Origin of the sequence: Polaromonas sp., assembly GCF_030689685.1 — a bacterium.
GTDB lineage: Bacteria > Pseudomonadota > Gammaproteobacteria > Burkholderiales > Burkholderiaceae_C > Polaromonas.
The window spans coordinates 1-25,576 of sequence record NZ_JAUYEY010000096.1; the positions used below are offsets into that span (position 1 = coordinate 1).

At 63.0% G+C, this 25,576-nt stretch carries 26 protein-coding genes; 13 read left to right on the forward strand and 13 right to left on the reverse strand.

The features are described 5' to 3' along the window. Positions 1–179 precede the first annotated feature (179 nt). Positions 180–839 carry a TetR/AcrR family transcriptional regulator gene (locus Q8O29_RS19515; protein ID WP_305565859.1) on the forward strand — a complete coding sequence of 220 codons (660 nt, stop codon included), beginning with the start codon at positions 180–182 and terminating at the stop codon, positions 837–839. A 31-nt stretch (positions 840–870) separates the two neighbouring features. After that, the gene (locus tag Q8O29_RS19520; RefSeq protein WP_305565860.1) at positions 871–1,644 is read left to right on the forward strand and encodes a hypothetical protein; all 774 of its coding nucleotides are present in this window, start codon (positions 871–873) and stop codon (positions 1,642–1,644) included. A gap of 75 nt (positions 1,645–1,719) precedes the next feature. Here the strand turns inward: Q8O29_RS19520 and Q8O29_RS19525 are convergent, their stop codons facing one another. From Q8O29_RS19525 to Q8O29_RS19555, 7 genes are all read right to left on the reverse strand, one after another. Next, positions 1,720–2,817, reverse strand: coding sequence for a M14 family metallopeptidase (locus tag Q8O29_RS19525; protein ID WP_305565861.1), 1,098 nt, complete (start codon positions 2,815–2,817; stop codon positions 1,720–1,722). Beyond that, complete coding sequence (locus tag Q8O29_RS19530; protein WP_305565863.1) at positions 2,814–4,010, reverse strand: M20 aminoacylase family protein; 1,197 nt, start codon at positions 4,008–4,010, stop codon at positions 2,814–2,816. The genes Q8O29_RS19525 and Q8O29_RS19530 overlap by 4 nt, the downstream gene beginning before the upstream one ends. A gap of 32 nt (positions 4,011–4,042) precedes the next feature. Then, positions 4,043–4,708: an HAD family hydrolase gene (locus Q8O29_RS19535; protein WP_305565864.1), complete on the reverse strand. Its 666-nt coding sequence runs from the start codon at positions 4,706–4,708 to the stop codon at positions 4,043–4,045. Then, a complete protein-coding gene (locus Q8O29_RS19540; protein ID WP_305565865.1) occupies positions 4,699–6,234 on the reverse strand; it encodes a glycosyltransferase family 39 protein in 1,536 nt (511 codons plus the stop codon). The genes Q8O29_RS19535 and Q8O29_RS19540 overlap by 10 nt, the downstream gene beginning before the upstream one ends. Positions 6,235–6,237: 3 nt before the next feature. Beyond that, complete coding sequence (locus tag Q8O29_RS19545; protein WP_305565866.1) at positions 6,238–7,161, reverse strand: lysylphosphatidylglycerol synthase transmembrane domain-containing protein; 924 nt, start codon at positions 7,159–7,161, stop codon at positions 6,238–6,240. Then, positions 7,158–8,012, reverse strand: a complete 855-nt coding sequence (locus tag Q8O29_RS19550; protein WP_305565867.1) for a decaprenyl-phosphate phosphoribosyltransferase — start codon at positions 8,010–8,012, stop codon at positions 7,158–7,160. Before Q8O29_RS19550 ends, Q8O29_RS19545 begins: the two co-directional genes overlap by 4 nt. A gap of 231 nt (positions 8,013–8,243) precedes the next feature. Next, positions 8,244–9,374: an ABC transporter substrate-binding protein gene (locus tag Q8O29_RS19555; protein ID WP_305565869.1), complete on the reverse strand. Its 1,131-nt coding sequence runs from the start codon at positions 9,372–9,374 to the stop codon at positions 8,244–8,246. A 65-nt stretch (positions 9,375–9,439) separates the two neighbouring features. On the opposite strand from Q8O29_RS19555, the gene Q8O29_RS19560 reads away from it, so the two are divergent. The 6 genes from Q8O29_RS19560 (at position 9,440) to Q8O29_RS19585 (ending at position 14,895) form a co-directional block, all read left to right on the forward strand. Continuing rightward, the gene (locus tag Q8O29_RS19560) at positions 9,440–11,530 is read left to right on the forward strand and encodes a molybdopterin-dependent oxidoreductase (RefSeq protein WP_305565870.1); all 2,091 of its coding nucleotides are present in this window, start codon (positions 9,440–9,442) and stop codon (positions 11,528–11,530) included. Positions 11,531–11,535: 5 nt separating this feature from the next. Next, positions 11,536–12,615, forward strand: coding sequence for an aminopeptidase (locus Q8O29_RS19565; RefSeq protein ID WP_305565871.1), 1,080 nt, complete (start codon positions 11,536–11,538; stop codon positions 12,613–12,615). A 22-nt stretch (positions 12,616–12,637) separates the two neighbouring features. Beyond that, positions 12,638–12,982 carry a polyhydroxyalkanoic acid system family protein gene (locus tag Q8O29_RS19570; protein ID WP_305565873.1) on the forward strand — a complete coding sequence of 115 codons (345 nt, stop codon included), beginning with the start codon at positions 12,638–12,640 and terminating at the stop codon, positions 12,980–12,982. Then, the gene (locus Q8O29_RS19575; RefSeq protein ID WP_305565874.1) at positions 12,979–14,184 is read left to right on the forward strand and encodes a CaiB/BaiF CoA-transferase family protein; all 1,206 of its coding nucleotides are present in this window, start codon (positions 12,979–12,981) and stop codon (positions 14,182–14,184) included. Before Q8O29_RS19570 ends, Q8O29_RS19575 begins: the two co-directional genes overlap by 4 nt. Before the next feature lie 196 nt (positions 14,185–14,380). Continuing rightward, positions 14,381–14,605 (forward strand): addiction module protein, encoded by a 225-nt coding sequence (locus tag Q8O29_RS19580; RefSeq protein WP_305565875.1) that lies wholly within the window; start codon positions 14,381–14,383, stop codon positions 14,603–14,605. After that, positions 14,602–14,895, forward strand: coding sequence for a type II toxin-antitoxin system RelE/ParE family toxin (locus Q8O29_RS19585; protein WP_305565877.1), 294 nt, complete (start codon positions 14,602–14,604; stop codon positions 14,893–14,895). The genes Q8O29_RS19580 and Q8O29_RS19585 overlap by 4 nt, the downstream gene beginning before the upstream one ends. Positions 14,896–14,925: 30 nt before the next feature. Here the strand turns inward: Q8O29_RS19585 and Q8O29_RS19590 are convergent, their stop codons facing one another. Then, on the reverse strand, positions 14,926–15,180 hold the full coding sequence (locus Q8O29_RS19590; protein ID WP_305565878.1) for an acyl-CoA-binding protein: 255 nt from the start codon (positions 15,178–15,180) through the stop codon (positions 14,926–14,928). Positions 15,181–15,284: 104 nt separating this feature from the next. On the opposite strand from Q8O29_RS19590, the gene Q8O29_RS19595 reads away from it, so the two are divergent. Next, a complete protein-coding gene (locus Q8O29_RS19595; protein ID WP_305565879.1) occupies positions 15,285–16,808 on the forward strand; it encodes a wax ester/triacylglycerol synthase family O-acyltransferase in 1,524 nt (507 codons plus the stop codon). A gap of 138 nt (positions 16,809–16,946) precedes the next feature. Here Q8O29_RS19595 and Q8O29_RS19600 read toward each other — a convergent pair whose 3' ends face one another. From Q8O29_RS19600 to Q8O29_RS19615, 4 genes are all read right to left on the reverse strand, one after another. Continuing rightward, positions 16,947–18,077, reverse strand: a complete 1,131-nt coding sequence (locus tag Q8O29_RS19600; RefSeq protein ID WP_305565881.1) for an NAD(P)H-dependent glycerol-3-phosphate dehydrogenase — start codon at positions 18,075–18,077, stop codon at positions 16,947–16,949. 35 nt (positions 18,078–18,112) lie between these two features. Continuing rightward, on the reverse strand, positions 18,113–18,580 hold the full coding sequence (gene secB / locus Q8O29_RS19605) for a protein-export chaperone SecB (RefSeq protein ID WP_305565882.1): 468 nt from the start codon (positions 18,578–18,580) through the stop codon (positions 18,113–18,115). 94 nt (positions 18,581–18,674) lie between these two features. Then, on the reverse strand, positions 18,675–18,932 hold the full coding sequence (gene grxC, locus Q8O29_RS19610) for a glutaredoxin 3 (protein WP_305565883.1): 258 nt from the start codon (positions 18,930–18,932) through the stop codon (positions 18,675–18,677). Between the two features lie 43 nt (positions 18,933–18,975). Beyond that, positions 18,976–19,386: a rhodanese-like domain-containing protein gene (locus Q8O29_RS19615; protein ID WP_305565884.1), complete on the reverse strand. Its 411-nt coding sequence runs from the start codon at positions 19,384–19,386 to the stop codon at positions 18,976–18,978. A gap of 147 nt (positions 19,387–19,533) precedes the next feature. On the opposite strand from Q8O29_RS19615, the gene gpmA reads away from it, so the two are divergent. The 3 genes from gpmA (at position 19,534) to Q8O29_RS19630 (ending at position 22,701) form a co-directional block, all read left to right on the forward strand. Further along, complete coding sequence (gene gpmA / locus Q8O29_RS19620; RefSeq protein ID WP_305565885.1) at positions 19,534–20,277, forward strand: 2,3-diphosphoglycerate-dependent phosphoglycerate mutase; 744 nt, start codon at positions 19,534–19,536, stop codon at positions 20,275–20,277. Between the two features lie 167 nt (positions 20,278–20,444). Next, positions 20,445–21,881: a S41 family peptidase gene (locus Q8O29_RS19625; RefSeq protein ID WP_305565886.1), complete on the forward strand. Its 1,437-nt coding sequence runs from the start codon at positions 20,445–20,447 to the stop codon at positions 21,879–21,881. A 64-nt stretch (positions 21,882–21,945) separates the two neighbouring features. After that, positions 21,946–22,701 carry a HesA/MoeB/ThiF family protein gene (locus Q8O29_RS19630; RefSeq protein ID WP_305565887.1) on the forward strand — a complete coding sequence of 252 codons (756 nt, stop codon included), beginning with the start codon at positions 21,946–21,948 and terminating at the stop codon, positions 22,699–22,701. 14 nt (positions 22,702–22,715) lie between these two features. Here the strand turns inward: Q8O29_RS19630 and Q8O29_RS19635 are convergent, their stop codons facing one another. Further along, positions 22,716–24,755 carry an AsmA family protein gene (locus tag Q8O29_RS19635; RefSeq protein ID WP_305565889.1) on the reverse strand — a complete coding sequence of 680 codons (2,040 nt, stop codon included), beginning with the start codon at positions 24,753–24,755 and terminating at the stop codon, positions 22,716–22,718. Between the two features lie 284 nt (positions 24,756–25,039). Between Q8O29_RS19635 and Q8O29_RS19640 the strand changes: the two genes are divergently transcribed. After that, positions 25,040–25,426: a response regulator transcription factor gene (locus Q8O29_RS19640; RefSeq protein WP_305565890.1), complete on the forward strand. Its 387-nt coding sequence runs from the start codon at positions 25,040–25,042 to the stop codon at positions 25,424–25,426. Positions 25,427–25,576 lie beyond the last annotated feature (150 nt).

Consider the following 25,576-nt stretch of genomic DNA (forward strand, 5'->3'; position numbering starts at 1 on the left):
CGCTGAACAAGTCCCCTGCGGCGTGCGATCAGCCGGGCTCGGGCGGTATGCTGCGTTGAATTTCTTGCCAATAGCCAGCTATTGGCTGCGAAATCCGCCTTGCATCCCATCCCGATCCGGCTGCCGCCCATCCGCAAGGACTTATTCAGCGCTTCCTAACAAATACAAGGGCAGACAACATGGCGAAAAAAGCGCCGCGCCGAACCGCTGAACGCATCCTAGAGGTCACGCTGGACCTGTTCAACCGTTTCGGCGAACCCAATGTCTCGACCACGCTGATTTCGGCCGAGCTGGGCATCAGCCCCGGCAATCTCTACTACCACTACCCGGCCAAAGACGAGTTGATCAACTCGCTGTTTGACCGCTATGAGCGCGCCCTGAGCGAGTTGCTCAACGCGAGCGACAGCGTGCGGGACGTTGAGGACGCCTGGTTCTTCATGCACTCGCTGTTCGAGCTGATCTGGCAATACCGCTTCCTGTACCGCGACCTCAATGATCTGCTCAGCAAAAATCGCCGGCTCGAAACCCATTTTCAGTGGATCCTGAAAAACAAGACGCGCTCCGTCAAAGCCATGCTCGACAGCATGAGCCGGGCCAATGCCGTCAGCATCGATTCCCGCGAGGTCGAGGCTACCGCCACCAGCATGGTGGTGGTGCTGACCTACTGGCTGAGCTTCGAGTACGTGCGCGACCCGCGCAAGGCCCTGGAACCTGAAAATGCGCAGGCCGCGCTGCTGCGTGGCGCCCACCATGTGCTCAATCTGCTGATCCCTTACCTCGAACAAGGCCAGCGCATGCACCTGCAGGCCCTGGTCGGCGCCTACACCAACCCCGCCTGATCAACAATCAATAACATTCGAGGAGACAAACATGGCCAAATGGACCGCCTTCCCACACGCTGGCGACTACGCCTTCGATGCCGCCAGCCTTAAAAAGAGCTGGGCGCGCCTGCACCAGGGTGACTGCGAGCCGCTGCCCAAGGACGCCGCCGTGCTGCAGGCCTGGGTGCTGTTCCACAACGGCGAGTTCCAGAAGGCGGCTGAAGCCGGCCTGAAGGCGGGCGGCGCAGGCATCACGGTCGCCAACAAGGCCACCAGCATTTACGCTAACTACCTGGAGACCAAGGAAAAAGCCAAGCTGGACCTGTTTATTGAAGTCGCCGAGCGGGCTGAAGCCCAGCAGGCGGCAGATCCCAAAAATGCCAACGCGTATTACTGGCAGGCCTACGCATTGGGCCGTTACGGCCAGGGCATCAGCGTCGCCAAGGCACTGGCCCAGGGGCTGGGCAGCAAGGTCAAAAACGCGCTGGAACAGGCCATCAAGCTGTCACCCAAACATGCCGACGCCCACATCGCGCTGGCAGCGTTTCATGCCGAGGTGATCGACAAGGTCGGCTCGCTGATAGGCGGCATGACCTACGGCGCCAAGAAGGATCAGGGTCTGGCGCTGTTCAAGGATGCGCTCCAGCTCAACCCGAGTTCGGCGATTGCCATGATCGAATACGCCAACGGCATGGTCATGCTCGAAGGCGACAAAAAAATGAAGGAGGCCACCAAACTGTACGAGCAGGCCGCCGCCAGCCAACCGCTGGACGCGATGGAGCGCCTGGACGTGGAGATGGCCAAGGCCGAACTGGAAGATTGACAAAAAAAAAGGCGCTGGTGCTATATTTTTTATAGCTGTCAGCGCCCGCCAGTCATGGGCTAGAGCCCTAAAACATCATAAATTCAAGCCGTCCACGGCCTGAAACAGCGACTGCCGCGCCTGCGTGATGACCTGCTGTTTCCAGTCGTCGGTGTTGACGTAAAACGCATCCATCATCTGCTGCTTGATCTGCGCGGCCAGCGCGGCAGGCGCCTTGGGGTGCAGATTGAGCCAGTGTTCGGCACGCAGCGCCTGCATCATGTCAAAAGGCGGCAGGGTACCGTATTCCATCGCAATGCCGGTGTACTCGGCGTCTGGGCACTCCTCGTAAATCGAATTCCACATCAGGCCGGTCAAAAAGGCCGAGCTTGACGAGCCGTCGTAAATCGAGGTCACCGGCGTCTTGCCGCCGTTGTCCCACCAGACGCGCGCGCGCGCCAAAGCCTCCTTGTCGTCGCGGCAGGCACAGATGCGCTCACCAACGCCGCTGGGGCCCAGGCCGGTGTGGATGTCTATCCAGGCCACGCGGCGCGCAAAACGCGCATGGGTCTGCAGCACCTGGCGCAGGGTCTGGTTGCTCCAGGTCGGCGCAGTGCCGCCGAAAAACAGGCCCTTGTCAAACTCGTGCTGGCCGCGCGTGATGGCCGCCTGGTAAGCGTCCATGCCGCGCTCCTGGATGTAGCGGTCTGTGGCCGCGGCATTGGCTTCGGTCGGTGGCCACACCTCGGGCAGCAGCAGGGGCTGGATCTCCCGGTAGGCTTCGTTGACCGGCAGCGGCTGGGAGAAGTCGTGGAAGTTGCGGTTCAGGTCCACGTTTTCATGCGTGGTGCGCCGGATGTGCGAAAAACCGTAGGGATTGAGCGCATGGATGTACAGCACCGCCACGCCTTGCTCGCTGGTCTTGGCGCGCCACTCGGCGTCGCGCAGGGCAGCCACCTGCACGCCCGAGCCGCAATAACCTTCAACGCCGTGGCAGGCGCTGCTGACGATCAGCAGCGCGCGCGCATCGGCCGGGCCGTCACGCACCACGTCCGTGGCCAGCACTTCGTCGTCGCGTCCCGCCTCGGGATGCAGATGCGTATCCACCGTCAACTCGGCGGCGGCGGCGGCTTCGAGGAATTTGGTGCGGGCTTCGGCGTAACTTGTCGAAAATGCGTCAATCACACCCCTCATGCGGCGTCCTTGGTCAGCCAGCTCTCGGCCAGCCGCACCCAGAAGGTTGCTCCCAGCGGAATCAGGTCGTCGTTGAAGTCATAACTCGGGTTGTGCAACATGCAGGGGCCGCCACCATGGCCAATCTCGCGGTGCGCGCCGTCACCGTTGGCAATAAAGGCATAACAGCCGGGCCGGGCCTGCAGCATGTAGGAAAAGTCTTCGCCGCCCATGGTCGGCTCCTGGGCAATCACATTGGCCTCGCCGACGATCTCGGCCATCACCTTGCGCGCAAACTCGGTTTCCTTGGCGTGGTTGATGGTCGGCGGGTAGTTGCGCACAAACTCGAACTCGCAGTCGGCCTCATGCGCGGCGCAGATGTTCTCGGCCACCTGCTTCATGCGTTTTTCGATCATGTCCAGCACTTCCAGCGTGAAGGTGCGCACCGTGCCCTGCAGCTCGCAGCTGTCGGGGATCACGTTGGTGGCTTCACCCGCGTGGATCATGGTGACCGAAATCACGCCGGCATCCACCGGCTTCTTGTTGCGGCTGATGATGGTCTGGAAGGCCTGCACCATCTGGCAAGCCACCGGCACCGGGTCGATGCCGTTGTGCGGCAGCGCCGCATGGCCGCCCTTGCCGCGTATCGTGATCTTGAATTCGTTGGTTGAGGCCATCACCGGACCGGCGCTGGCGGCAAACTTGCCGACCTGGGTGCCCGGCCAGTTGTGCATGCCAAACACCGCGTCCATAGGAAACTTGTCGAACAGGCCGTCCTTGATCATCTCGCGCGCGCCGCCGCCGCCCTCCTCGGCCGGCTGGAAAATCAGGTAGACCGTGCCGTCGAAATGGCGGTTTTTGGCAAAATGCTGACCGGCCGCCAGCAACATGGCGGTGTGGCCGTCGTGGCCGCAGGCGTGCATCTTGCCGGCAGTCTTGCTGGCGTGTTCAAAGGTGTTGAACTCCTGCATGGGCAGCGCATCCATGTCGGCGCGCAGGCCGATGGCGCGGCTGGACGTGCCGTTCTTGATGATGCCGACCACACCGGTGGTGCCCATACCGCGGTGGATGGGAATGCCCCACTCGGTGAGTTTTTTCGCCACCACATCGGCGGTGCGCACTTCTTCAAAACACAGTTCGGGGTGGGCGTGGATGTCACGGCGCACGGCTGCAATGCCTGCGGCCTGGGTGACGATGGAGTCAATGACTTTCATGAAAACCTCTTGGTGGTCGGACGGCTGACCTGCTAGCTGGCAGGACTTTTGTGCGCCCGGGGTTGGCCTTTGTACCACGCATAGTCTGCCAGATTTAGCAGGGGCACGTCGCCGCTGGAGTCGCCGTAGGCATGTAGGACGACAGGCTTTCGACTACCACGCTCCGCCAGCCAGGCCTGCAGCCGCCGCACTTTCTCTTCGCCGTGGCAATTGGGTGTGGCCATACGCCCGGTGAGCGCGCCCTCCTGGGTCGCCAGCTCGGTGCAGATGACACCGTCCATACCGAGCATGCGGCCCACTTCGTGTAAATAAATACCCGGCGAGGCACTCACGATCACACAACAATGACCGCGCTGCTGGTGCCGGCGCAAGCGTGCCAGCATGTCGGGCTGCCACTGTGCGGGCAAATATCGGCCCACAAAAGCCGCCGTCCATTGCGCAATTTCCGCGTCAGTGCGCCCTCTGAAGCTGACCTGCAACAGCCGCGCCTTGGCCCGGTGGTTGCTCATCAAGCGCAGCGCAAAGGCCGCCAACCAGGGGCCGCTGAGCAGCAGCACCAGCAAAAAACGCGGCCAGCCGAGTCCGCGCCACAGATAAGGCAGCAGGGTGTCGCGGCGTGTCAGCGTGCCATCGAAATCAAAGGCGGCGACTTCCACAGGCGCAGCGCCACTGTCAGGCGACGCGCCTACTACTGGCATCGCACCTGGCCGCACAGGCGTTCGCAGAACGGGCAAGCTGTCATGGGCAGCCATGGCGGAATGTTGTAGAAGCGTTTGTAAATTATCGCCAGCACGCCCTCACGGTAAGCGGCGTAGTTGAATCCCCTGCCCTCGACCGCATAAAACGGCACGCCGTCCTGCGCGTAGCGCAGCACCTGCACGCTGTCAAAGTAAGGCCTGTAATCATCAAGCTGCGGTGCATCCATGCGGATGATGCGCACGGTCTTGCCCTGGTACAGCGAAAAATCCACCAGCATGTCGTCCTGCCGCGCATGGAAGTTGCCCGGACCGAACACCGGCACGTACTGCTTGAGCGTGTACCCATAAATCGAGGCCGGCGTGTAGGCACTGGCCATCAGCACCACGCCGGGCGTGGCCACCTGCGCCAGCATCTCGCCGGTTTTGTAGCTGCGGATGATTTGCGGATACAGCTTGGTACTTTTCCAGTTGTCCAGCGAGCTTGCATAAAGGCCGGCGACCGCGATCACATGCAGGCCGGCAAACAGCGCCATGCCCAACGCGCAGGCCCTGAGTTTGTCTTTCGGCAAGGCAAAGGCCAGCAAGGCAAAACCAAAGGGGTAGAAGGACAGCACCCAGTGCAGGCCCACCACCTTCTTCAGCGACAGCAACGCAAAAAACAGCAAGGGCACCAGCACCACGCAGGCCAGCAGGCGTTGTTGGCGCGAGGCGGCAGCCAGCGCGCTGCGCTGCGTCCAGGCCAGCCAGGCGACCACCGGCGTGGCCAGATACAGCAGCATGGCGGCGTACAGCAGCGGCTTGTTCCAAGCAAACGCTGCACCCTCGTTGCGGTTGTAGAGGTTGAACATGATGTTCGACCAGCCGTGCGACATGTTGTAGGCGATGTTGATGGCCGGCCCCGGCAGCGCGCACAACACCAGCAGTACAAAAGCCGGCCAGCGCTCACGCCGATACAGCGCGAAATAAACCAGGTAGGTCAGGCCCAGCACCACCGAAAAGTATTTGGACAAAAACGCGCAAGCGAGGGCCACGCCGGCCAGCGCGTACTGCAGCCAGGCACTTCGGTCCATGCGCTCGCGCCGCTCGGCGCGCAGCACCAGCGCCACCGACAACACCGACCAGAAGATCAGCGGCGTGTCGGTGGTGATCAGCGTGTTGAGCCAGTTCAGCGGCGCCAGCCAGAAAAACAGCACCGCCCAGGCCGCGCGCTCCCGGCCCAAGGGCGCCAGCGCCCAGCCGACCAGGCCGCCGAGCGCCAGCGGCAACAGCACCACCGGCAGGCGGATGGCCCAGGTGCTGTCGCCCAGGGTGGCGCGCATCAACGCAATCAGCCAGCCGACCATGGGCGGGTGGTCGTAATACCCCCAGTCCGGGTACACGCCCCACCAGTAGAAAAAGGCTTCGTCACCGGTGATCGGGAAGGTCGCGGCGATCCACAGGCGCAGCGCCAGCGACAGCAGGCCGGCGGCGACCAGCCAGCCGGTGATGGAAACAGAGGCGGCCGCAGCCTGGAGGCGTGAAAACATGGGTTATCTGAAACTGATGTCGCGTTGGATGGCGGCACTATAGACCAGCGCCAGCGCGCCTATGGCCACCGCCAGCCAAAGGGTGACCAGCCGCACCTGCACCGTGATGCCCAGCGCCAGGCCCGCGCTCGCGCCGTGGGCCACCAGCAAAGCCGTCAAAATCGCCTCCATGCCGCCGAGTCCGGCCGGCAGCAGCGACAGCGCGCCGCCCACCATGGCGAGCGCATAAAAACCGGTGGCTTCCAGCACTGTCAAGGACAGGCCGGCCTGGCGGCACAACAGCCAGACCGCCACGCCCTGCGCCGCCCAGGCGACCAGGCTCAGAACCAGCCACAGCAGCGGCCGTGTCGCCAGGCAGGCCCAGGCCTCGCGCAGCCAGGCAAAACGCAGCAAAAGCGGTTGGCGGAATCTCAACAGCAGGGCGAAAACAATCACTGCCACCAGCACAGCTAGCCCCGCCACCAGCTGCGACCCCCCCAGACCGGCCAGCCACCAAGCCACAGGCAGACACAGCAGCAGCAAGCTCAGCAGGTCGGCCAGCCGCTCGGCACCGAAAATTGCGAGGCTTTGCGTCGCGCTCAGCGGATTGCGCGCCAGCAGCAGCCCGCGCGCCGCCTCGCCAACATTGCCAGGTGTCGGCGTGAAGGTGTAACCGGCCAGGTAGAGCCGCAGCGCCTCGGCGATTTCCAGCGGCCGGCCGTAATGCGCCATCCACAGGCGCCAACGCAGGCCGCGCAGCAGGTAGTTGAGCAGGCACAAGGCGATGGCCTGCACACCCGCCAGTGAGACCAGGGCTTGCAGCGTGGCCAGCGGGCTGCCGTCTGCGAACACGGCCAGCAGCACGGCATACACCGTGGCGGCCGCGCCCATCACCAGCAACAAAGGTTTGAGCGGCAGACGGCCCGCCGGCCGGCTGGGCAGGTTCAAAAGCGGTGCCCCAGAAACACCACCAGCCAGGCTACCAGCGCCAGCAGAATCCAGGGGTCGCGCAGCAGGTCGCGCGAGACATCCTCACCGCGCCCACGGTGCACCTGGTAGGCATAACGCAGCATGGCGAACACCACAATCGGCACGGTGTAAAACAAGCGGTCGCCGTGCTGGCGCTGGGCGTCGGCACTGGCGGCAAACAGGCCGTAGGTCATCAGCGAGGCCGTCATGGTCACGGCCATCAAGATGTCCAGCAGCGCCGGCGGGTAGTGCTCGAGCACCGCGCGCTGGTCGGCCTCGTCATGAAAACTTTCGGCCTTGCGTTTGGAAAACCCGAGGAACAACGCCACAAACAGGCCAGCCAGCAGCAGCCAGCGCGAGGGCGGAATGCCGACGGCCAGCGTGCCGGCCAGCAGCCTGAGCATGAAACCCGAGGCGATGATGGTCACGTCGACCACCGGCACATGTTTGAGGCGCCAGGAGTAGGCCAGATTCAGCGCGACATACATGCCCAGCAGCACCAACAGCTTGAGGTTGCCGGCCGCCAGCGCCAAACCCAGCGCCAGCAGCACAGCCGCCAGGCCCAGGGCCGCAGCCGGCTGCACCGCGCCGCTGGCCAGCGGCCGCAGACGTTTGACCGGGTGACGGGCATCGGCGGCACGGTCGTGCCAGTCGTTGAGGATGTAGACCAGGCTTGAGAAACAACAGAAAGCCGCAAAGGCAGTGAGCACCGTCAGCGCCAATGGCCCGTTGTTCCAAGCCTCGCTGAACATCAGCCCGGCAAACACAAAGGTGTTCTTGAGCCATTGGTGGGGGCGCATCAGGGTGACGAGGCTGAGCAACAGGCGCATGGGCAATGGGCAGGACGGGTGAATGCCGGCGCATGGGGCACGGCCGGTCGGCTTCAAGCATAACTGACACGGCCGGCTGCAGCGGCGCAGCCAGCGAATCACGCCAGAGACGGGCAGAGGCGCCCCGAATTGCCCTGTTTTATGAACAAAAAAGGCCTTCAGCCCATACCGCATCTGCGTAAGCAGCTATCAAAATAATAGCTTCATCAGCCCCGTGTCGCGCTGCGCCAGCTATTCACGGACGCGTCCCTGCGAGTCGATCACGCTGAGCTGAACCAGGCGAGAGGCTACCCGGTCCTCGGTGAAATGAACGCGAAAACCGCCCACGTTAACCTCGTCGAGCCCCTCAATCGCTTTTTTGAGCTTGGCCCGCGTCAGGTCTTTGGGGGCACGGCGCAAGGCTTCCACATAAACGCGGGCAGCAATATAGCCTTCAAGCATGTAGACATTGGGCTTGCCCAGCTTGGCTTCAGCCAGGTCAGCCTGCAGCTCGCGGATCACAGCGAACTTGGGGTTGTCGCTCTTGGGCACCACGCGCACCACCACCACACCCGCGCCGGTCGGACCCAGCTGCTCGGCCAGCAGACTTTCACCGGTGTTGGAAAAACCGTAAATCGGACCCCGAAAGCCCTTGGCACGCAGATCGCGCACCGCGCTGGCGGCGCCCGAGGAGTCGCTGATCATGAGCACCGACTCAGGGCGCGCAGCCAAGGCCTTGTCCACGCTGTTGGCCAGGCTGCCGCTGCCCATGGCGGCCTTGGCGACCAGGTTGGCGCCGAGGCCAGTCATGGTTCTTTCAGCAGCATCCAGCGCCGCCAGCGATTCGCCGTCGGTCGCGTGAAGGATGGCGAGCTTGCGCGCGCCCAGGGTTTCGGCATGTTTGGTGATGGCCGCAGCCTCTTCGGAATAACCGGGGCGCAGCGAGTAGATGTTGGGATACAACTGGCCGCGAAACTCGTCGGCCGCAGCCATGGGCGCAAACATCAGCACCTCGGTGTCTTTGATCAGGGGGTAGGCTGCGGTCACTGCGGGCGAGCCGTAAAAACCGAACAGCGAGAACACGCCCTGGTTAAGCAATGTCTTGGTATTGGCGGCCGTCGTGGCAGGATTGCCCCGGTCGTCCAGCGTTACCAGCTCGATCTTGCGGCCATTGACGCCCCCAGCAGCATTGACCCGGTCGAAAAACAACTTGGCGCCCTGGTGAAAGGGCAAGGCGAGCGAAGAGCCCGGCCCAGTGAGGGCCAACGACTGCCCCAGGACAATGCTGGTTTTGCCCAGGCCGTCCTGGCTGCGCCCTGCGGCGCTTGCGAGCACCAGAGCCGCAACCAGCAGGGACTGCCCCAGAGTCTGAAATGTTCTCATAATGGTCTCCGGTTTTGTTCTGTGGGGGCGGTCGCCTCCTTTCAAAAACTATAGTTCCCATCAAAATGAATACCATCGGCATCTCCCCTAAGGTCAGTTTGGTGAAAGCTTCGAGCCAGGTGCGCGGCGCCTGCCCGCACGACTGCCCGGACACTTGCGCCCTGCTGACGACGGTGGAAAACGGCGTGGCCGTCAAGGTCCAGGGCAACCCGGACCACCCCCAGACCGGCGGCGTGTTGTGCACCAAGGTCTCGCGTTACACCGAACGCAGCTACCACCCTGAACGCATCCTGCAGCCGCTCAAACGTGTGGGCCCCAAGGGTGCGGGCCGCTTCGAGCCGGTCAGCTGGGACAGCGCACTCGACGAGATCGCCACGCGCCTGCAGGCCATCGCCGCGCACAACCCCGAAGCCATCGCGCCCTACAGCTACGCCGGCACCATGGGCCTGGTGCAGGCCGAGGGTATGGCCGCGCGTTTTTTCAACAAACTCGGCGCCTCGCTGCTGGAGCGCACGATCTGCTCGGCAGCCGGCGGCGAAGCCCTGACGCAGACCCTGGGCGGCAAGGTCGGCATGAAGGTCGAGTTTTTCGCCGAAGCCAAACTCATCCTGATCTGGGGCAGCAACTCGATTGCCAGCAACCTGCATTTCTGGCGCCATGTGCAGGAAGCCAAGCGCCATGGCGCGCGCATCGTCTGCATCGACCCGCGCAAAACTGAAACCGCCGACAAATGCCATGAACACATCGCGCTGCGACCCGGCACCGACGCCGCGCTGGCGCTGGCGCTGATACACGAGTTGATCGTCAACAACTGGCTGGACCCCGATTACATCGCGCAGCACACTGTCGGCTGGGACGCGCTGAAAGAGCGCGCGCTGTTGTGGTCGCCCGAACGCGCCGCCGAGGTCTGCGGCGTGCCGGTGGCGCAGATCACCGCCCTGGCACGCGACTATGGCACGACCCAGCCCGCAGCCATCCGCCTGAACTACGGCATGCAGCGGGTGCGCGGCGGCGGCAATGCTTCGCGCGCGATTGCCTGCCTGCCGGCGCTGACCGGCGCCTGGCGGCAGCGCGCCGGCGGCCTGCTGCTGTCGAGCTCTGGCATGTTCCCGATCAACAAGGCGGCGCTGCAGCGCCCCGACCTGCTGGCCGGGCGCTGGCCGCGCGCCCTCAACATGATCACCATCGGCGACGACCTGCTCAGGGACAGTTCGCCCGCCTTTGGCCCGAAGATAGCGGCACTGATCGTCTACAACAGCAACCCGGTCGCGGTCGCGCCCGAATCCGGCAAGGTGGTGCAGGGCTTTGCGCGCGAGGATTTGTTCACCGTGGTGCTGGAGCACTTCCAGACCGACACGGCCGACTACGCCGACTTCATCCTGCCGGCAACCACCCAGCTTGAACACTGGGACATCCATGCCTCCTACGGCCACACCGACGTGTTGCTGAACCGGCCGGCGATAACGCCGCTGGGCGAGGCGCGGCCCAACAGCGCGATTTTCCGGGCGCTGGCGGCGCGCATGGGTTTTACCGAGCCCTGCTTTGTTGAGGACGACGAAACCCTGTGCCGCGCCGCCTTCAGCCACCCGGACGGGGACAAGGTCAACTTCCAAGAATTGCTGGACAAGGGTTTTGCCACCCTGCCGATTCCGGATGCGCCGTTTGCCGAGGGCGTGTTTCCAACACCCTCCGGTAAATGCGAATTTTTCAGTGCGCGGCTGGCGGCGCAGGGCCTGGACGGCCTGCCCGACCATCTGCCCAACCACGAGACGGCCGGCAGCTCCGGCGAGTTTCCGCTGGCCATGATTTCGCCGCCAGCGCGCAACTTCCTGAACTCCAGCTTCGTCAACGTCAAAAGCCTGCGCGACATCGAAGGCGAGCCGCTGCTGGAAATCCATGCAGACGATGCCGCCGCGCGCGGCATCCCGAACGGGGCCGTGGTCCGCGTCTTCAACCAGCGCGGCAGTTATCGCTGCAAGGCGGAGGTTTCCAAGCGTGCGCGGCCCGGCGTGGTCAACGGCCTGGGCGTCTGGTGGCGCAAGCTCGGGCTGGACGGTACCAACGTCAACCAGCTCACCAGCCAGCGCCTGACTGACCTCGGGCGCGGCCCGGTGTTTTACGACTGCCTGGTCGAAGTGCAACTTGACGCACTCTAAACCCTGTGCGTTTCAAAAAACCCGTCCTCGCCCTCCTCGCCGCCGCTGTGCTAGGCGTGTCTGGCTGCAGCACCCTGGGTTACTACTGGCAGTCGGTCAGCGGCCACCTGCAACTGATGAACGCGGCGCGGCCGCTGCCCGAGTGGCTGGGCGACAGCCAGACGCCGGAACAGCTCAAGGCGCGGCTGGCGCTGGCGCAGCGCATACGCGGCTTTGCCGTCAGCGAGCTGCACCTGCCCGACAACGCGAGTTACCAGCGCTACGCCGACCTGCAGCGCAAGGCGGTGGTCTGGAACGTCACGGCCGCACCGGCGCTGTCGCTCAAACCCGAGACCTGGTGTTTCCCGGTGGCCGGCTGCGTCGGCTACCGCGGCTACTTCGACGAGCAGCAAGCCCGCGCTGAAGCCGCGCGCCTGCAGGCCAGCGGCCTGGACGTTCACGTCTACGGCGTTCCCGCCTATTCAACGCTCGGCTGGATGAACTGGGCTGGCGGCGACCCGCTGCTCAGCACTTTTGTGGGCTACCCGGAAGGCGACCTGGCACGGCTGATTTTTCATGAGCTGGCGCACCAGGTGGTCTATGTGCAGGACGATACGCCTTTCAACGAGTCCTTCGCCACGGCGGTCGAGCGCCTGGGCGTGGCGCGTTGGCTGGCGGCCTCCGGCTCGGACAAGGCCCGCGCCGACTACGCCGCGCTGGAGCAGCAGCGCCGGCAGTTTCGCACGCTGTCCCAGGACACGCGCCGCGAGCTGACCGGTATTTATGAGTCAAAAACGCCTCCCGCCCATACCCGTCAAGCGCAACTAGCTATGAAAAACATAGCATTGGAAAAGTTCAAGGCGAGCTATGCCGAACTCAAAAAATCATGGGCCGTGCCGGCCGGCAGCATGGGCGGCTACGACCGCTGGGTCGCGCAAGCCAACAACGCCTCCTTCGGCGCGCAGGCGGCCTATGACGAGCTGGTGCCCGGCTTCGAAGCGCTGTTCGCGCGCAGCGGCGGCAACTGGCCGACGTTTTATGATGAGGTCCGGCAACTGGCAAGCCTGCCCAAAGACGAGCGGCTGAAAAGGCTGGCGGCGCGCTGAAGCAACTCACGGAGACAAACCCATGGCAGACATCCACATCGAACGCAAACACAGCCTGGGCCTGCTGGAAGCCCGCAAGGTCGCCTTCGAATGGGCCGAAATGGCCGAAGAAAAGTTCGACATGGCATGCACCTACGAGGAGGGCGACACCGCCGACCTGGTGAGCTTCACGCGCTCCGGCGTCAGCGGCGAGCTCAAGGTCACGCCCGACCTCTTGGCCCTCGACGCCAAACTGGGCTTTCTGCTAGGCGCCTTCAAGGACAAGATCGAGGGCGAGATCGTCAAAAACCTCGACACCCTGCTGGCCAAACAGGCACCTGCAACCAAAAAAACGCCTGCCGCCAAAAAGAAGCCTGCCGCCAAATGACGGCTGCGCCCTCCACCGGCCCTCTGGCGGGCCTGAAAGTGCTGGAGCTGGGCCAGCTAATTGCCGGGCCGTTTGCCGCCAAAACGCTGGGAGACTTCGGCGCCGATGTCATCAAGATTGAGGCTCCCCGCAGCGGAGACCCGCTGCGCAAATGGCGCTTGCTCAAGGACGGCACCTCGGTCTGGTGGCAGGTCCAGTCGCGCAACAAGCGATCCGTGGCCCTTGATTTACGTCAGGCCGAAGCCCAGGAGATCGTGCGCAAGCTCGCACTGAACGCCGACGTGCTGATCGAAAACTTCCGGCCCGGCGCCATGGAAGGCTGGGGCCTGGGCCCCGACGAACTGCTTCAGCTCAACCCGCGCCTGATCATGCTGCGCATCAGCGGCTACGGCCAGACCGGGCCCTACCGCGACCGGCCCGGTTTCGGCGTGGTGGCCGAGGCCATGAGCGGCTTGCGGCACCTGACTGGCGAGCCAGGTCGGGTGCCGGTGCGCGTCGGTGTCAGCATCGGCGACACGCTGGCCGCGTTACACGGCGTGATCGGCATCCTGCTGGCGCTGCAGCACCGCCATGCCTCCGGCAAAGGTCAAGTTGTTGACGTGGCGCTGTATGAAGCGGTCTTCAACTGCATGGAAAGCCTGCTGCCCGAATACAGCGCCTTTGACGCCGTGCGCGGCCCGGCCGGCAGCGCCCTGCCCGGCATCGCGCCTAGCAACGCCTACCGCTGCAAAGGAGACGCTTACGCCCTCATTGCGGGTAATGGCGACAGCATCTTCAAACGCCTGATGCTGTGCATAGCCCGCCCCGACCTGGCAGCCGACCCCGCGCTGGCCGCCAACGACGGCCGCGTGGCGCGCGTGCAGGAGATCGACGCCGCGATCGGGCAATGGACGGCGGGTCTGACGGTGGACGAGGTGCTGGCGGCGCTGGAAGGTGCCGAGGTGCCCGCAGGAAAAATCTACACCGTCGCCGACATCGCCGCCGACCCGCACTACGCCGCGCGCGGCATGCTGCAAACCGTGCAGATGGACGACGGCTCGGAACTCGCCGTTCCGGGTTTTGTGCCCAAACTCTCAGCCACCCCCGGCAGCCAGCGCCGCAATGCGCCCGCGTTGGGGCAAGACACGGATGCGGTGCTGAGGGAGGTCGGGCTGACGGAGGCGCAGATTGGGGCGCTGAGGCAGCGTGGAGTTGTCGGTTGATACGCCATTCGCTCCTTTATTAATAGCTAATGGCGACCGTGGAATAAGGGCTGGAGTCATATTTGGCTGTAAAGCCACCCGCAACCTGGAATCATGCAATGCTTGGTGGGTGGCTTAAATATGGCAGCCAACTTTTCGACCGGGCACGGTCAATTTTTAGTCCCGTAAAAAGACGCTCGGTGCTACTATTTCCTCCATGAACACCGAAACCATTCGTCGAGAGGCGCTATCGCTTTCTGTCCAGGAACGGGCGGAGTTGGCAGAAGAGCTTCTCTCCAGCCTGGATTCCCTGTCTGAGCCCGAGATTGAACAACTTTGGTTGCAAGAAGCAGCGCGGCGGGCGGACCAAATGGACCAGGGATTGACTCAGCGTGTGCCTGCTGACGAGGTGCGCCGCCAAGCTCAAGCTCTGCTCAAGTGAGCTACTTCTTCGTTGAGGCGGCTCGGGCAGAACATCTTGAGCATGTCGCCTACTACGAAGAACGCCGACCTGGACTGGGCGGACGCTATCTCGCTGCCTTTGAAGCCGCGATGGTCAAGATATGTGAAAACCCGGAAAGGTATCGGGTCGAGCTTGAGCCTGGCATTCGGCGATATCGGGTTCCGGGCTTTCCGTACAACATCCTTTATCGTCAATCAGGCAATGACATCGAGGTTCTTGTTGTAGCACCTCACCGCCGAAGACCCGGCTACTGGCTAGGCCGACTTTAATGGACTAATTGAGCAGGCATGTGGCTCAGTTCAGCTCAACGACTCAATCAAATCCACATACTGCTGCATCGCATCTTCCTGCGAGGTGCCCTTGAGGCCGTTCCACGCATCCCACTTGGCGCGCGCCACCATGTCGCCGAAGCCGGGTTTTTTGTCCACGTTGTCGCCAGCACTGCCCTGCTTGTACAGCGCATAAATTTTCAGCAGCGTTGCGTTGTCGGGCCGCTCGCTGAGGTTTTTGGAATCGGCCATGGCCTTGTCGAAAGCGGCTTTGAGATCAGACATGAGGGCTCCTGTGTTTAAGAAACGCACCCGCAGGTGCTTGGGGTAACTGCCCGGTATCTTAGCCACAGTGAGCCTGCAGAATAAGGAAAATTCGGGAGTTTTCCATGGTCACACGCGTTTCAGCCCAGGCAGCGGGCAAAAAAGTCGCGAAGAATGTACAAAAAAACGTGACGCGCGCGGTCTCTGGCACGCTGGGCCTGTCGGGTGAGCGCATGAGCAAGGTGGACACCGCCTGGCTGCGCATGGACACCCCGTCCAACCTGATGATGATTGTCGGCGTGTGGCAACTGACGCCGGGCGTGAGCCACGCAGCGGTCTGTGAACGCATTGAGGCCAGCCTGCTCAAGTACGCGCGTTTTCGCCAGCGCGTGATCGAAGACGCTGCGGGCGCGACCTGGGTCGAGGACCGTTACTTCGACCTGAAAAACCACGTCATCGCCGAGAAGCTGCCCAAAAGCGCCAAAGGCAAGGAGCAGGAAGTGCTGCAGGACCGCGTGGCCGAACTCGCCATGCAGTCGCTGGACCGCAAACGCCCGCTCTGGCAAATCCACCTGGTCGAGGACTACACCCGTCCCGATGGCGTCAAGGGCAGCGCGATGATTGTGCGCATCCACCACTGCATCGCCGATGGCATCGCGTTGATCTCGGTGACCATGTCGCTGGTCGATGGCGGCGCCCCGCCACCTGAGCGCCGCAAAAAAGAAAGCAGCAGCGGCCCCGAAGACTGGATTGCCGACACCCTGCTCAAGCCCTTCACCGACCTCACGGTCAAGGCGCTGGGCGCCGCCGGCGAAGGCGCGGCGCGTTCACTGAATCTGCTCAGCGACCCGCAGAAAGGCATGGCCGGCTCGCTGGACGTCGCCAAGGTGCTGCTGCAGGTTCTCAAGGACGGCGCCGCGCTGGCGCTGATGCCCGACGACTCGAAAACGCGCCTCAAGGGCAAACCCGGCGGCACCAAAAAAGTCGCCTGGTGCCAGCCCATTGCGCTGGACGAAGTCAAGGCCATCGGCAAGGCGCTGAACTGCTCGATCAACGATGTGCTGCTGAGTTGCGTGGCCGGCGCCATTGGCGAATACCTCAAATCGCATGGCGACGACGTGAGCGGCCAGGAGATTCGCGCCATGGTGCCGGTGAATCTGCGGCCCATGGAGCAGGCCTACAAGCTGGGCAACCGCTTCGGCCTGGTGCCGCTGGTGCTGCCGATTGGCGTGGACAACCCGATTGAACGTGTCTACGAAGTGCGGCGCCGCATGGCTGCGCTCAAGGGCAGCTACCAGCCGCTGCTGGCCTTCAGCCTGCTCGCGATTGCCGGCCTGCTGATCAAGCCGGCGCAGGACGCGATGCTCAACCTGTTCTCCAAAAAAACCACGGCGGTGATGACCAATGTGCCGGGTCCGCGCGACAAGCTCAAGTTCTGCGGCGCGACGCTGGAGCAAAGCATGTTCTGGGTCCCGCAGTCGGGCGATGTGGGCCTCGGCGTGTCCATCCTCAGTTATGGCGGCGGCGTGCAGTTCGGCGTGATCACCGACAGCACCCTGTGCCCAGAGCCGCAACGCATCATCGACGAGTTTGTGCCGGAGTTTGCCAAACTGTCTATCGTGACGTTGATGTTGCCTTGGGGCGAGTGACGCTGGTTTTATAAGCCTTTTAGGCCTCCAGCCCTTTGGATACGGGCGTAGATCGCTATTTAATTCATAGCACATCATTGCCTTCTCGGAGGTGATTCGAGCACCAGCAGGTCGCCAACATCCGGAGCAAAGAAACTTCTACCGCAACTCAGCCGCCGGGTCCCGCCCCATCAGCGCCGCCACCGCCTCAGCCGGCTGAATTTGCCCGTCCAGCAAAGCCACGACCGCTTCGGAGATCGGCATCTCCACTCCCAGGCCCTGGGCGCGTTGAACCACTGTGCGGGCGCAGTACACGCCTTCGGCCACATGACCCAGCGACTGCACCGCCTGCGCCAGCGACTGGCCCTGCGCCAGCAGCAGGCCGACCTGGCGGTTGCGGCTCAGGTCGCCGGTGGCGGTCAGCACCAGATCGCCCAGGCCTGAGAGGCCGGTGAAGGTCTCGGCGCGTGCGCCCAGCGCCAGGCCAAGCCGCGTCATCTCTGTCAGGCCGCGCGTGATCAGCGCGGCACGGGCATTGAGCCCCAGGTTCAGGCCGTCGCACAGGCCGGTCGCAATCGCCAGCACATTCTTGACCGCGCCGCCGACTTCGACGCCGACGATGTCGTCATTGGCGTAGACACGCAGCGCCGGGCCGTGGAAGGCCGCCACCAGGGCGTCGCGCACGCTGGCGTGTTCGCTGGCGGCCACCAGCGCAGTTGGCTGGCCGCGCGCGACCTCCAGCGCAAAACTCGGACCGCTGAGTGCGCCCGCTCTCAAATTGATAGCTGCCTGCACCCGTATTTCATGGGCCAGCAGCCCAAAAGGCTTGAAATCCCGGGAGGTATCGACGAGCGGTGCTTCAAACCCCTTGCACAGCCATGCCACCGGGGCGCTGACGCTTTGCAGCCGCTGCAACATGCCGCGCAGCCCGGCAATCGGGGTGGCGATGACGATCAGGTCCTGGCCGGCCAGCAGCGTATCGAAGGAGGCCCCGGAGCCGCCCGTCAACAGCAAGGACTGCGGCAGCGGCAGGCCCGGCAGGTAGCGGGCATTGACCCGCTGCGCTTGCATGTCGGCCAGTTGCGCCGCATCACGCGCCCACAGACTGACCTGGTGTCGCGGCGCTGAAGAAGAAGAAGAAGAAGAAGAAGAAGAAGAAGAAGAAGAAGAAGAAGAAGAGGAAGAGGAAGAGGAAGAGGAAGAGGAAGAGGAAGGAGAAGCGGTCGCGCGTGCGGCGCTGATGGCCAGAGCGGTGCCCCAGGCACCGGCGCCGAGAACGGCAATTTTCATGGCGGGCAGGAAATAGGAAACGGCGGGCGCCGGAATCAGACGATGATTTGCGGCGCTTCCTGCGCTGCCGACGCGGCGGCGGCCTGCTGCTGCTCAAACATGGCCTGGAAGTTGATCTCGGCCAGGTTGACGGGCGGAAAACCGCCGCGCTGGATCACGTCGGCCACATTGCCGCGCAGGTAGGGGTAGACGATTTGCGGGCAGGCGATGCCCAGCACAGCGTTGAGCTGCTCGGGCGGCATATTGCGGATTTCAAAAATGCCGGCCTGCTTGGCTTCGACCATGAACACGGTTTTGTCCTCGATTTTGGTGTGCACGGTGGCGGTCACGCTGACTTCGTACAAGCCATCGGTGATCGGCAGGGCGTCCACGCCGAGCTGGATGTCGACCGCAGGCTGCTCCTGGTTCAGCAGGATTTCCGGCGAATTGGGCTGCTCCAGCGAGATGTCCTTCAGGTAAACGCGCTGGATCTGGAACACGGGGTCAAGGTTGGCTTCGGCCATGATGAATCTTTCGGATTGCTTTTGAAAAAAATAAAGCCTGCAGAGCGGGCAGCAGGCACAGCGAATTATCTCAGGTGCGCTTGGCCGCCTAGGCTCAGCTATTGAGCAGCGGCAGCAAACCGCCCTGGCCGTCGAGCGCCACCAGGTCGTCGCAGCCGCCGACATGGGTGTCACCGATAAAAATCTGCGGCACCGTGCGGCGGCCGGTGATCTCCATCATTTTCTGGCGCTCGGCGGGCTGCATGTCCACGCGGATTTCCTCGATGGCCGACACACCACGCTGCTTGAGCAGTTGTTTGGCATGCATGCAATAAGGACAACTGGCGGTCAGGTACATCTTGACAGTTTGCATCGATCAATCTCTCCTGGTCGGGTTCAAGGGCTCAGCCCGCGAATCAGGCCTTTTCAAGCGGCAGGTTAGCCTCTTTCCAGGATTTCAGTCCGCCGGCCAGGCATTGAGCCTGCGGGTAGCCGAGTTTTTTGGCCAGGGCCAGGGCCCGGTTGGCGCGCGCGCCGCTGGGGCACACCAGGATCAGCGGCAAGTCCTTGTTTTTCACGGCGGAGGGTAGTTTTTCCTCCAACTGGCTCAGCGGAATGTTTTTGGCGCCGACCACGTGGCCGGTGGCAAACTCCTCGACTTCGCTGACATCAATGACCACCGCCTTGTCGCGGTTGATCAGTTGCACCGCGCCGCTGGCGCTGAGCGAGCCGGCCACCATCCCGCTGGAAATCAGGGGCCACATCAGCATGCCGCCGGATGCCAGCGCAATGCCGATCAGCATCCAGTTATCGATGAAAAATTTCACTTTGAGTCCTTCAGGGTTTTGCAGTTAATCAGTGATTTTAGAATGCGGGGGTGAACTCGGCTGCGCGCGCTCCGCCGCAGGCCTCGTTTTCTACAGTTTCGGCCTCAGCTTTCACCTGTCCAACACACTTTTTCAACTGCATCACCCATGTACAAACTTGTGCTCATCCGCCACGGCGAATCCACCTGGAACCTTGAAAACCGCTTCACTGGCTGGGCCGATGTGGACCTGACGCCCACTGGCGTCACGCAAGCCATCGCCGCCGGCAAGCTGCTCAAAAGCGAAGGCTACGACTTCGACGTGGCCTACACCAGCGTGCTCAAACGCGCGACCCGCACGCTCTGGCACACGCTCGACGAACTGGACCGCACCTGGCTGCCAGTGGTGCACAGCTGGCGCCTGAACGAGCGGCACTACGGCGCGCTGCAGGGCCTGAACAAGCTGGAGACCGCCAAAAAATACGGTGACGAGCAGGTGCTGGCCTGGCGCCGCAGCTACGACACGCCGCCGCCGGCGCTGGCACCCAGCGACGAGCGCTGGGAGGGCAGGGACCCGCGTTACGCCAAACTAAAACCCGGCGAGGCGCCGCTGACCGAGTGCCTGAAAGACACGGTGGACCGCGTGCTGCCGTTCTGGAACGAGGCCATGGCGCCTGCCATCCGGGCCGGCAAACGCATTGTGGTGGCGGCGCACGGCAACTCTATCCGCGCACTGGTGAAGTACCTCGACAACATCTCCGACCAGGACATCGTCGGCCTGAACATTCCCAACGGCATTCCGCTGGTGTACGAACTCGACGCCGATCTGAAGCCGCTGCGCCACTGCTACCTGGGCGACAGCGCAGCCATTGCCAAAGCCGCTGCGGCCGTCGCCGCCCAGGGCAAGTCCTGATCGCGGCCCGCGCAATGTGAAGCATGGGTAAAACCAGGCAGTATTTGACACATTGCGCGTTCCACGGGCCCGCAGCCCGGGAACTGCGGGCCGGGGCCTTTCTCCAAGGTGTATATTGGTTTAAATTCTGTGGCAACTGTCTTAAATCTAGGCAAACGAAGGTATTTATGGGTCAGAAACTCAAGATAGCAGGCTGGATTTCCATCGGCGCCGTGGCCGGTGCCCTGACCACTGTTCAATTGCAGGCCGTGGCCCGGGGTGGCCTGGCCCCTCTGCCGCTGGAGGAGCTGCAGCAGCTGGCCGCCGTGTTTGGCATGGTCAAAACCGACTATGTGGAACCGGTGGACGAGAAAAAACTCATCACCGACGCGATCTCCGGCATGGTCGCCAGCCTGGACCCGCATTCGGTCTATTTCGACAAAAAATCCTTCAAGGAATTCCGCGAAGGAACCAGCGGGCGGTTTGTCGGCGTCGGCATCGAAATCTCCCAGGAAGACGGTCTGGTCAAGGTGGTGTCGCCGATTGAAGGCTCACCCGCCGACCGCGCCGGCCTCAAGCCCAACGACCTGATCACCAGGATTGACGACACCGCCGTGAAGGGCCTGAGCCTGAACGAGGCCGTCAAAAAGATGCGCGGCGAGCCCAAGACCAAGGTCGTGCTGATGATCTTCCGCAAGGACGAAAACCGCACTTTCCCGGTCACCATCACACGCGAGGAAATCCGCACCCAGTCGGTACGCAGCAAGGTGATTGAGCCGGGTTACGCCTGGATTCGCCTGAGCCAGTTCCAGGAGCGCACGGTCGATGATTTTGTGGTCAAGCTGGAGCAAATTTACAAGCAGGAGCCCAACCTCAAAGGCCTGGTGCTGGACTTGCGCAATGACCCGGGCGGCTTGCTTGATGCAGCGGTTGCGGTGTCTGCCGCCTTCCTGCCAGCAAACGTCACTGTCGTATCCACCGACGGCCAGCTGGCAGAAAGCAAATTCACCTACAAGGCTGCGCCGGAGTTTTACCAGCGGCGCAGCGCCGCCGACCCGCTCAAGCGCCTGCCCGCCGCGATCAAAAACGTGCCCTTGGTGGTGCTGGTCAACGAAGGATCGGCATCGGCCAGCGAAATTGTGGCCGGTGCCTTGCAGGACCACAAACGCGCCATCATCATGGGCAACCAGACTTTCGGCAAGGGCTCGGTGCAGACGGTGCGGCCACTCGGCCCCGACACCGGGCTCAAGCTCACCACCGCGCGTTATTTCACGCCCACCGGCAAGTCGATTCAGGCCAAAGGCATCGTGCCCGACGTGCTGGTCGATGACACCGCAGGAGGCAGCCCGTTTGCCGCCCTGCGTACGCGCGAGGCCGACCTCGAAAAACACCTGGCCAGCGGCCAAGGCGCCGAGGTCAAAGACCCGGGCCGTGAAAAGGCCCGCGAAGAAGCGCTCAAACGCCTGGAAGAAGAGTCGAAAAAGAGCCCCGAACAGCGTCGCCCCCCTGAGTTCGGCAGCGACAAGGATTTCCAGCTCGCACAGGCGCTGAACCAGCTCAAGGGCCGGCCGGTGCTGGTCAGCAAGACCATCGTCGAGCGCAAGGAAGAGAAGAAGGAAAACTGATAGAGCGGGCCTGGCAGGGCCGCAAACGGCGCCCTGCCGCTCCGGTCAGTCCGTGCCTGCCTCCATGAACGACACCCAGCTGCTGCGCTATTCCCGCCATATCCTGCTCGACGAGATCGGGGTGGAGGGCCAGGACCAACTGCTGGCGTCGCACGCGCTGGTCATAGGCGCTGGTGGCCTGGGTTCACCGGTGGCGCTCTACCTGGGCAGCGCCGGGGTAGGCCGCATCACTGTGGTGGACAACGACCGTGTAGACACGACCAACCTGCAACGCCAGGTCGCGCACACACTGGCCAGGGTAGGCGAGTTCAAGGCGCATTCCGTGCAGCAGGCGGTGGCCGCCATCAATCCCGACGTGCAGGTCTCGCCCATCACCCAGCGCGCCGACGCGACGCTTCTGGACCAGCTAGTACCTCTGGTCGATGTGGTGCTGGACTGCAGCGACAACTTTTCGACCCGGCACGCCATCAACAGCGCTTGCGTGAAGCACGGCAAACCCCTGGTGTCCGGCGCCGCGATACGCTTTGACGGGCAGATCACGGTGTACGACCCGCGGCAGGCGGCGTCTGCATGTTATGCCTGTGTGTTTCCCCCTTCCGATACGGTGGAAGAAGCCAATTGCGCGACCATGGGTGTGTTTGCGCCCTTGGTGGGCATCGTCGGCACCCTCCAGGCAGCCGAGGCGCTCAAGCTGCTCTGCGGCATAGGTCAGCCACTGACCGGCCGTCTGCTGATGCTGGACGGCCGCAGCATGGACTGGCAGGAGGTGCGCACCGTGCGCGACCCGGCCTGCCCGGTCTGCAACCAGCGGCCGCACTGACACGCGCACTCCGGCTATTTCTTGACCGGCGTGGTCGCTGCTGCCGGTTTTTCGGGCGGCTTGACCGGGCTGGCTGCGGCCAGCACACCTTCGCAATCAGCGTCCTTGCCGGGCCCGGTTTCCACCGTGGCCGCCAAGGCCAGCAGCGGATTGAGTGCGCCCAGCAGCAGCGCAAAACCACCGCGCTTGGCCAGCGCGGCCTTGTCGGGCGTGGCAGCAGGACGCGCAAAGGTGCCCGTCACCCTGAGCGGTGAACGAAGGCTCAGAATGCTTTTGTCCTTGGGCTCGGGGTAGAGCACCAGGTTCAGGGTTTCTTCGGCCAGGCTGATCTGGCCGTTGCCATGGATCACGGTGTCGGTGGTGTCCAGCAAAATCGCGCGGCTGCTCATCAGACCCTGCTTCACATCAAAAGCCGCTGCAGCGCAGCGCAGAGTGATGTTTTTGTCCCCGGCCATGAAGAACTGGATGATCTCGCCACCGTCCAGCCCCATGAACTCCATGAGCACGGCGCTGATTTCGCCCTTGCCCATCAGCAAAGCCATGGTTCCGGACGACGAGCCCAGCACCTTGGAAATCGAATTGCCGTTGCCCGCCAGATCGATGCGTCCATTGAGCCGGCCCAGGCTGCCCTTGGTGGCCTCGATACGGGGGAAAAGCCGGGCCAGCTGAAGCGTGCGCGCGTCCAGCCGGGCTTGCACCTTCACGGGCTTGGCATACGCGTCGATGCGAATCAGGCCTACCAGCTTGCCACCCGCCACGCCCAAGTCCAGCGGATCCAGCTGCAGCACCCCGTCATTGAGCTTGATGTGGGTATCAACGCGCTCCAGCGGCAGGCCCTTGGCATTTTTGACTTCAGCAGCTTTAAACCAAACGTCGGCATTCATGGTTTTCAGGCGCTCAAAATCCAGCTCGGCCGTGGGCAGCACCTTGCCGGCCACCTGCACCTGTTTGGGCGCCGAAGAGCTTGCGCTCTTGGTGACGGTTTTGGTGGTCTTGCCCGAGGCGTCGGTTGGCACGCCCACGAGCGGGCCCAAGTCTTCAAAGTCGAGCGATTTGGAGGCCAGCTTGCCCGACAGCAAAGCCACCGAGGCGGATTTGTCGTACACCAGTTGGCCTGCCAGGTCGGACTGGCCCAGGCGGCCCTGGATGCCCGACACATTCCACACACGCCCCTGCTTGCTGAGGTGGCCACGCACCGCATAGACGCGGGTGTCGGGCAGCACCACGCCCAGAAGTTTGTACAGGTCCGCCAGCGTCTGGCCCTTGAGGTCAAAGTTGGCGTCCAGATTGTCCAGCGCGGCGAGGTTGCCTATGCTTCCCTTGGCCTGCAGTGTGGTGCGTCCGGCGCTGGCCTTGATCTCGATCGGAAAAGGCTGGGATTTGGTGTCGCTAAGCTGCAGCACGTTGCCGGTCCGCCCTTCGGCGGCAAAGGCCTCTTTTTTCCAGGTGCCGCGCGCCTTGTAGCTCAGTGGCGTAGCGCCCTGGTTGGGCGCGGCAGTCGAACTGGGGTCGGCGCCGGCTATCGCAAATTCGGTCTTGATGTCAGCGCCCTGGGCCTCGGCCAGGTAGTTGAGCGTTCCCTGGTCCACCACCAGGGCGTCAATCACCGGCACCGTGCCCGTGTCGGCCGTATCCTTGCCCAGGGCCCAGGTTCGCCGGCCGTCCGGCTGGATTTGCAACCCGAACACCGGCCGCTGCAGCTTGATCAGCGGCAACTCCACCCGGCCCCGGAGCAGTGGCCAGAATTTGATCTCGATCTCGGCCGACTCGGCTTTAACAAGGTAGGGGTCGCGCGCCCAGTCCGGGTTGGCAAACTCGATACCGTCGGCAAAAACACGCGTTGTCCGGCCCAGCTTGACGTCGAGCTTGCGGGTGATTTCAAACTTTCGCCCGCTTTGCTCGCTGACGTACCGGTTCAGGGGGCCGCGCAGCCAGTCCCACGGGAAAAACACCACCAGAAGTAACAGCGCCAGCAAAAACACCGCAACACCTGCCGCGATTCTGGCCCACAAAACATGGTAAAGCCGGGGCGCGGCATGGGTGGAGTTGCTCATAGGAGGGACATCCGATTGTTATGGGTGGGGTTGGTGACAACCGGCACCGGACAAGCCGGTTCGCCTGGAAGGCGTCTGCCAAAGGACAGTCGTTGGTGGGCAGAGTATCTGCCGCAAGCAGCCAGTCAACCATCGGCTACTGCCATGCACCGCTGTCAGTGATTGCCTACAGCCAAGACTGTAGGCAACATCCTACAGTCCGGCCGCCACCGCCCTGTCAGAATCAATTGGCATGCATGGGTACATTAGTTAACATATCTACTCAACAGACCGATTGAAGATCCGTGGGACTTAAAACTTATATCGTCGAAGACAACGCCACGATCCGCGACAACCTCATAGCCACGCTTGAAGAACTTGTAGGCATTGATGCTGTAGGCACGGCGGAAACTGAGAACGAGGCCAAGGATTGGCTCAGAAAACAAGACCCGGCATGGGACCTGGCGATTGTTGACCTGTTCCTGAAGCAGGGCAGTGGCCTGGGCGTGCTAGAGGCCTGCCGCAACCGCAATCCGCGTCAAAAAGTAATCGTTTTGAGCAACTACGCCACGGCCGACATCCGCAAGCGCTGCGCGCAGCTGGGTGTGGATGCGGTGTTCGATAAATCCAACGAGATTGACGCGCTGGTTGACTATTGCCTGGCGCAATTACCGGCCGGTGTCGGCCCGTAATCAATCAATCAGCGTAACTACTCAGCCCCCATGATTCGATAGGCGACAATCCGCATCAATGCAAACCCCATCAAGCCTGAGTCAGTTAAGCCATGCCGCAAAAGATGCACTGATTCTGATGCAGCAGGAGCAGATTACGGCGCTGCAAGA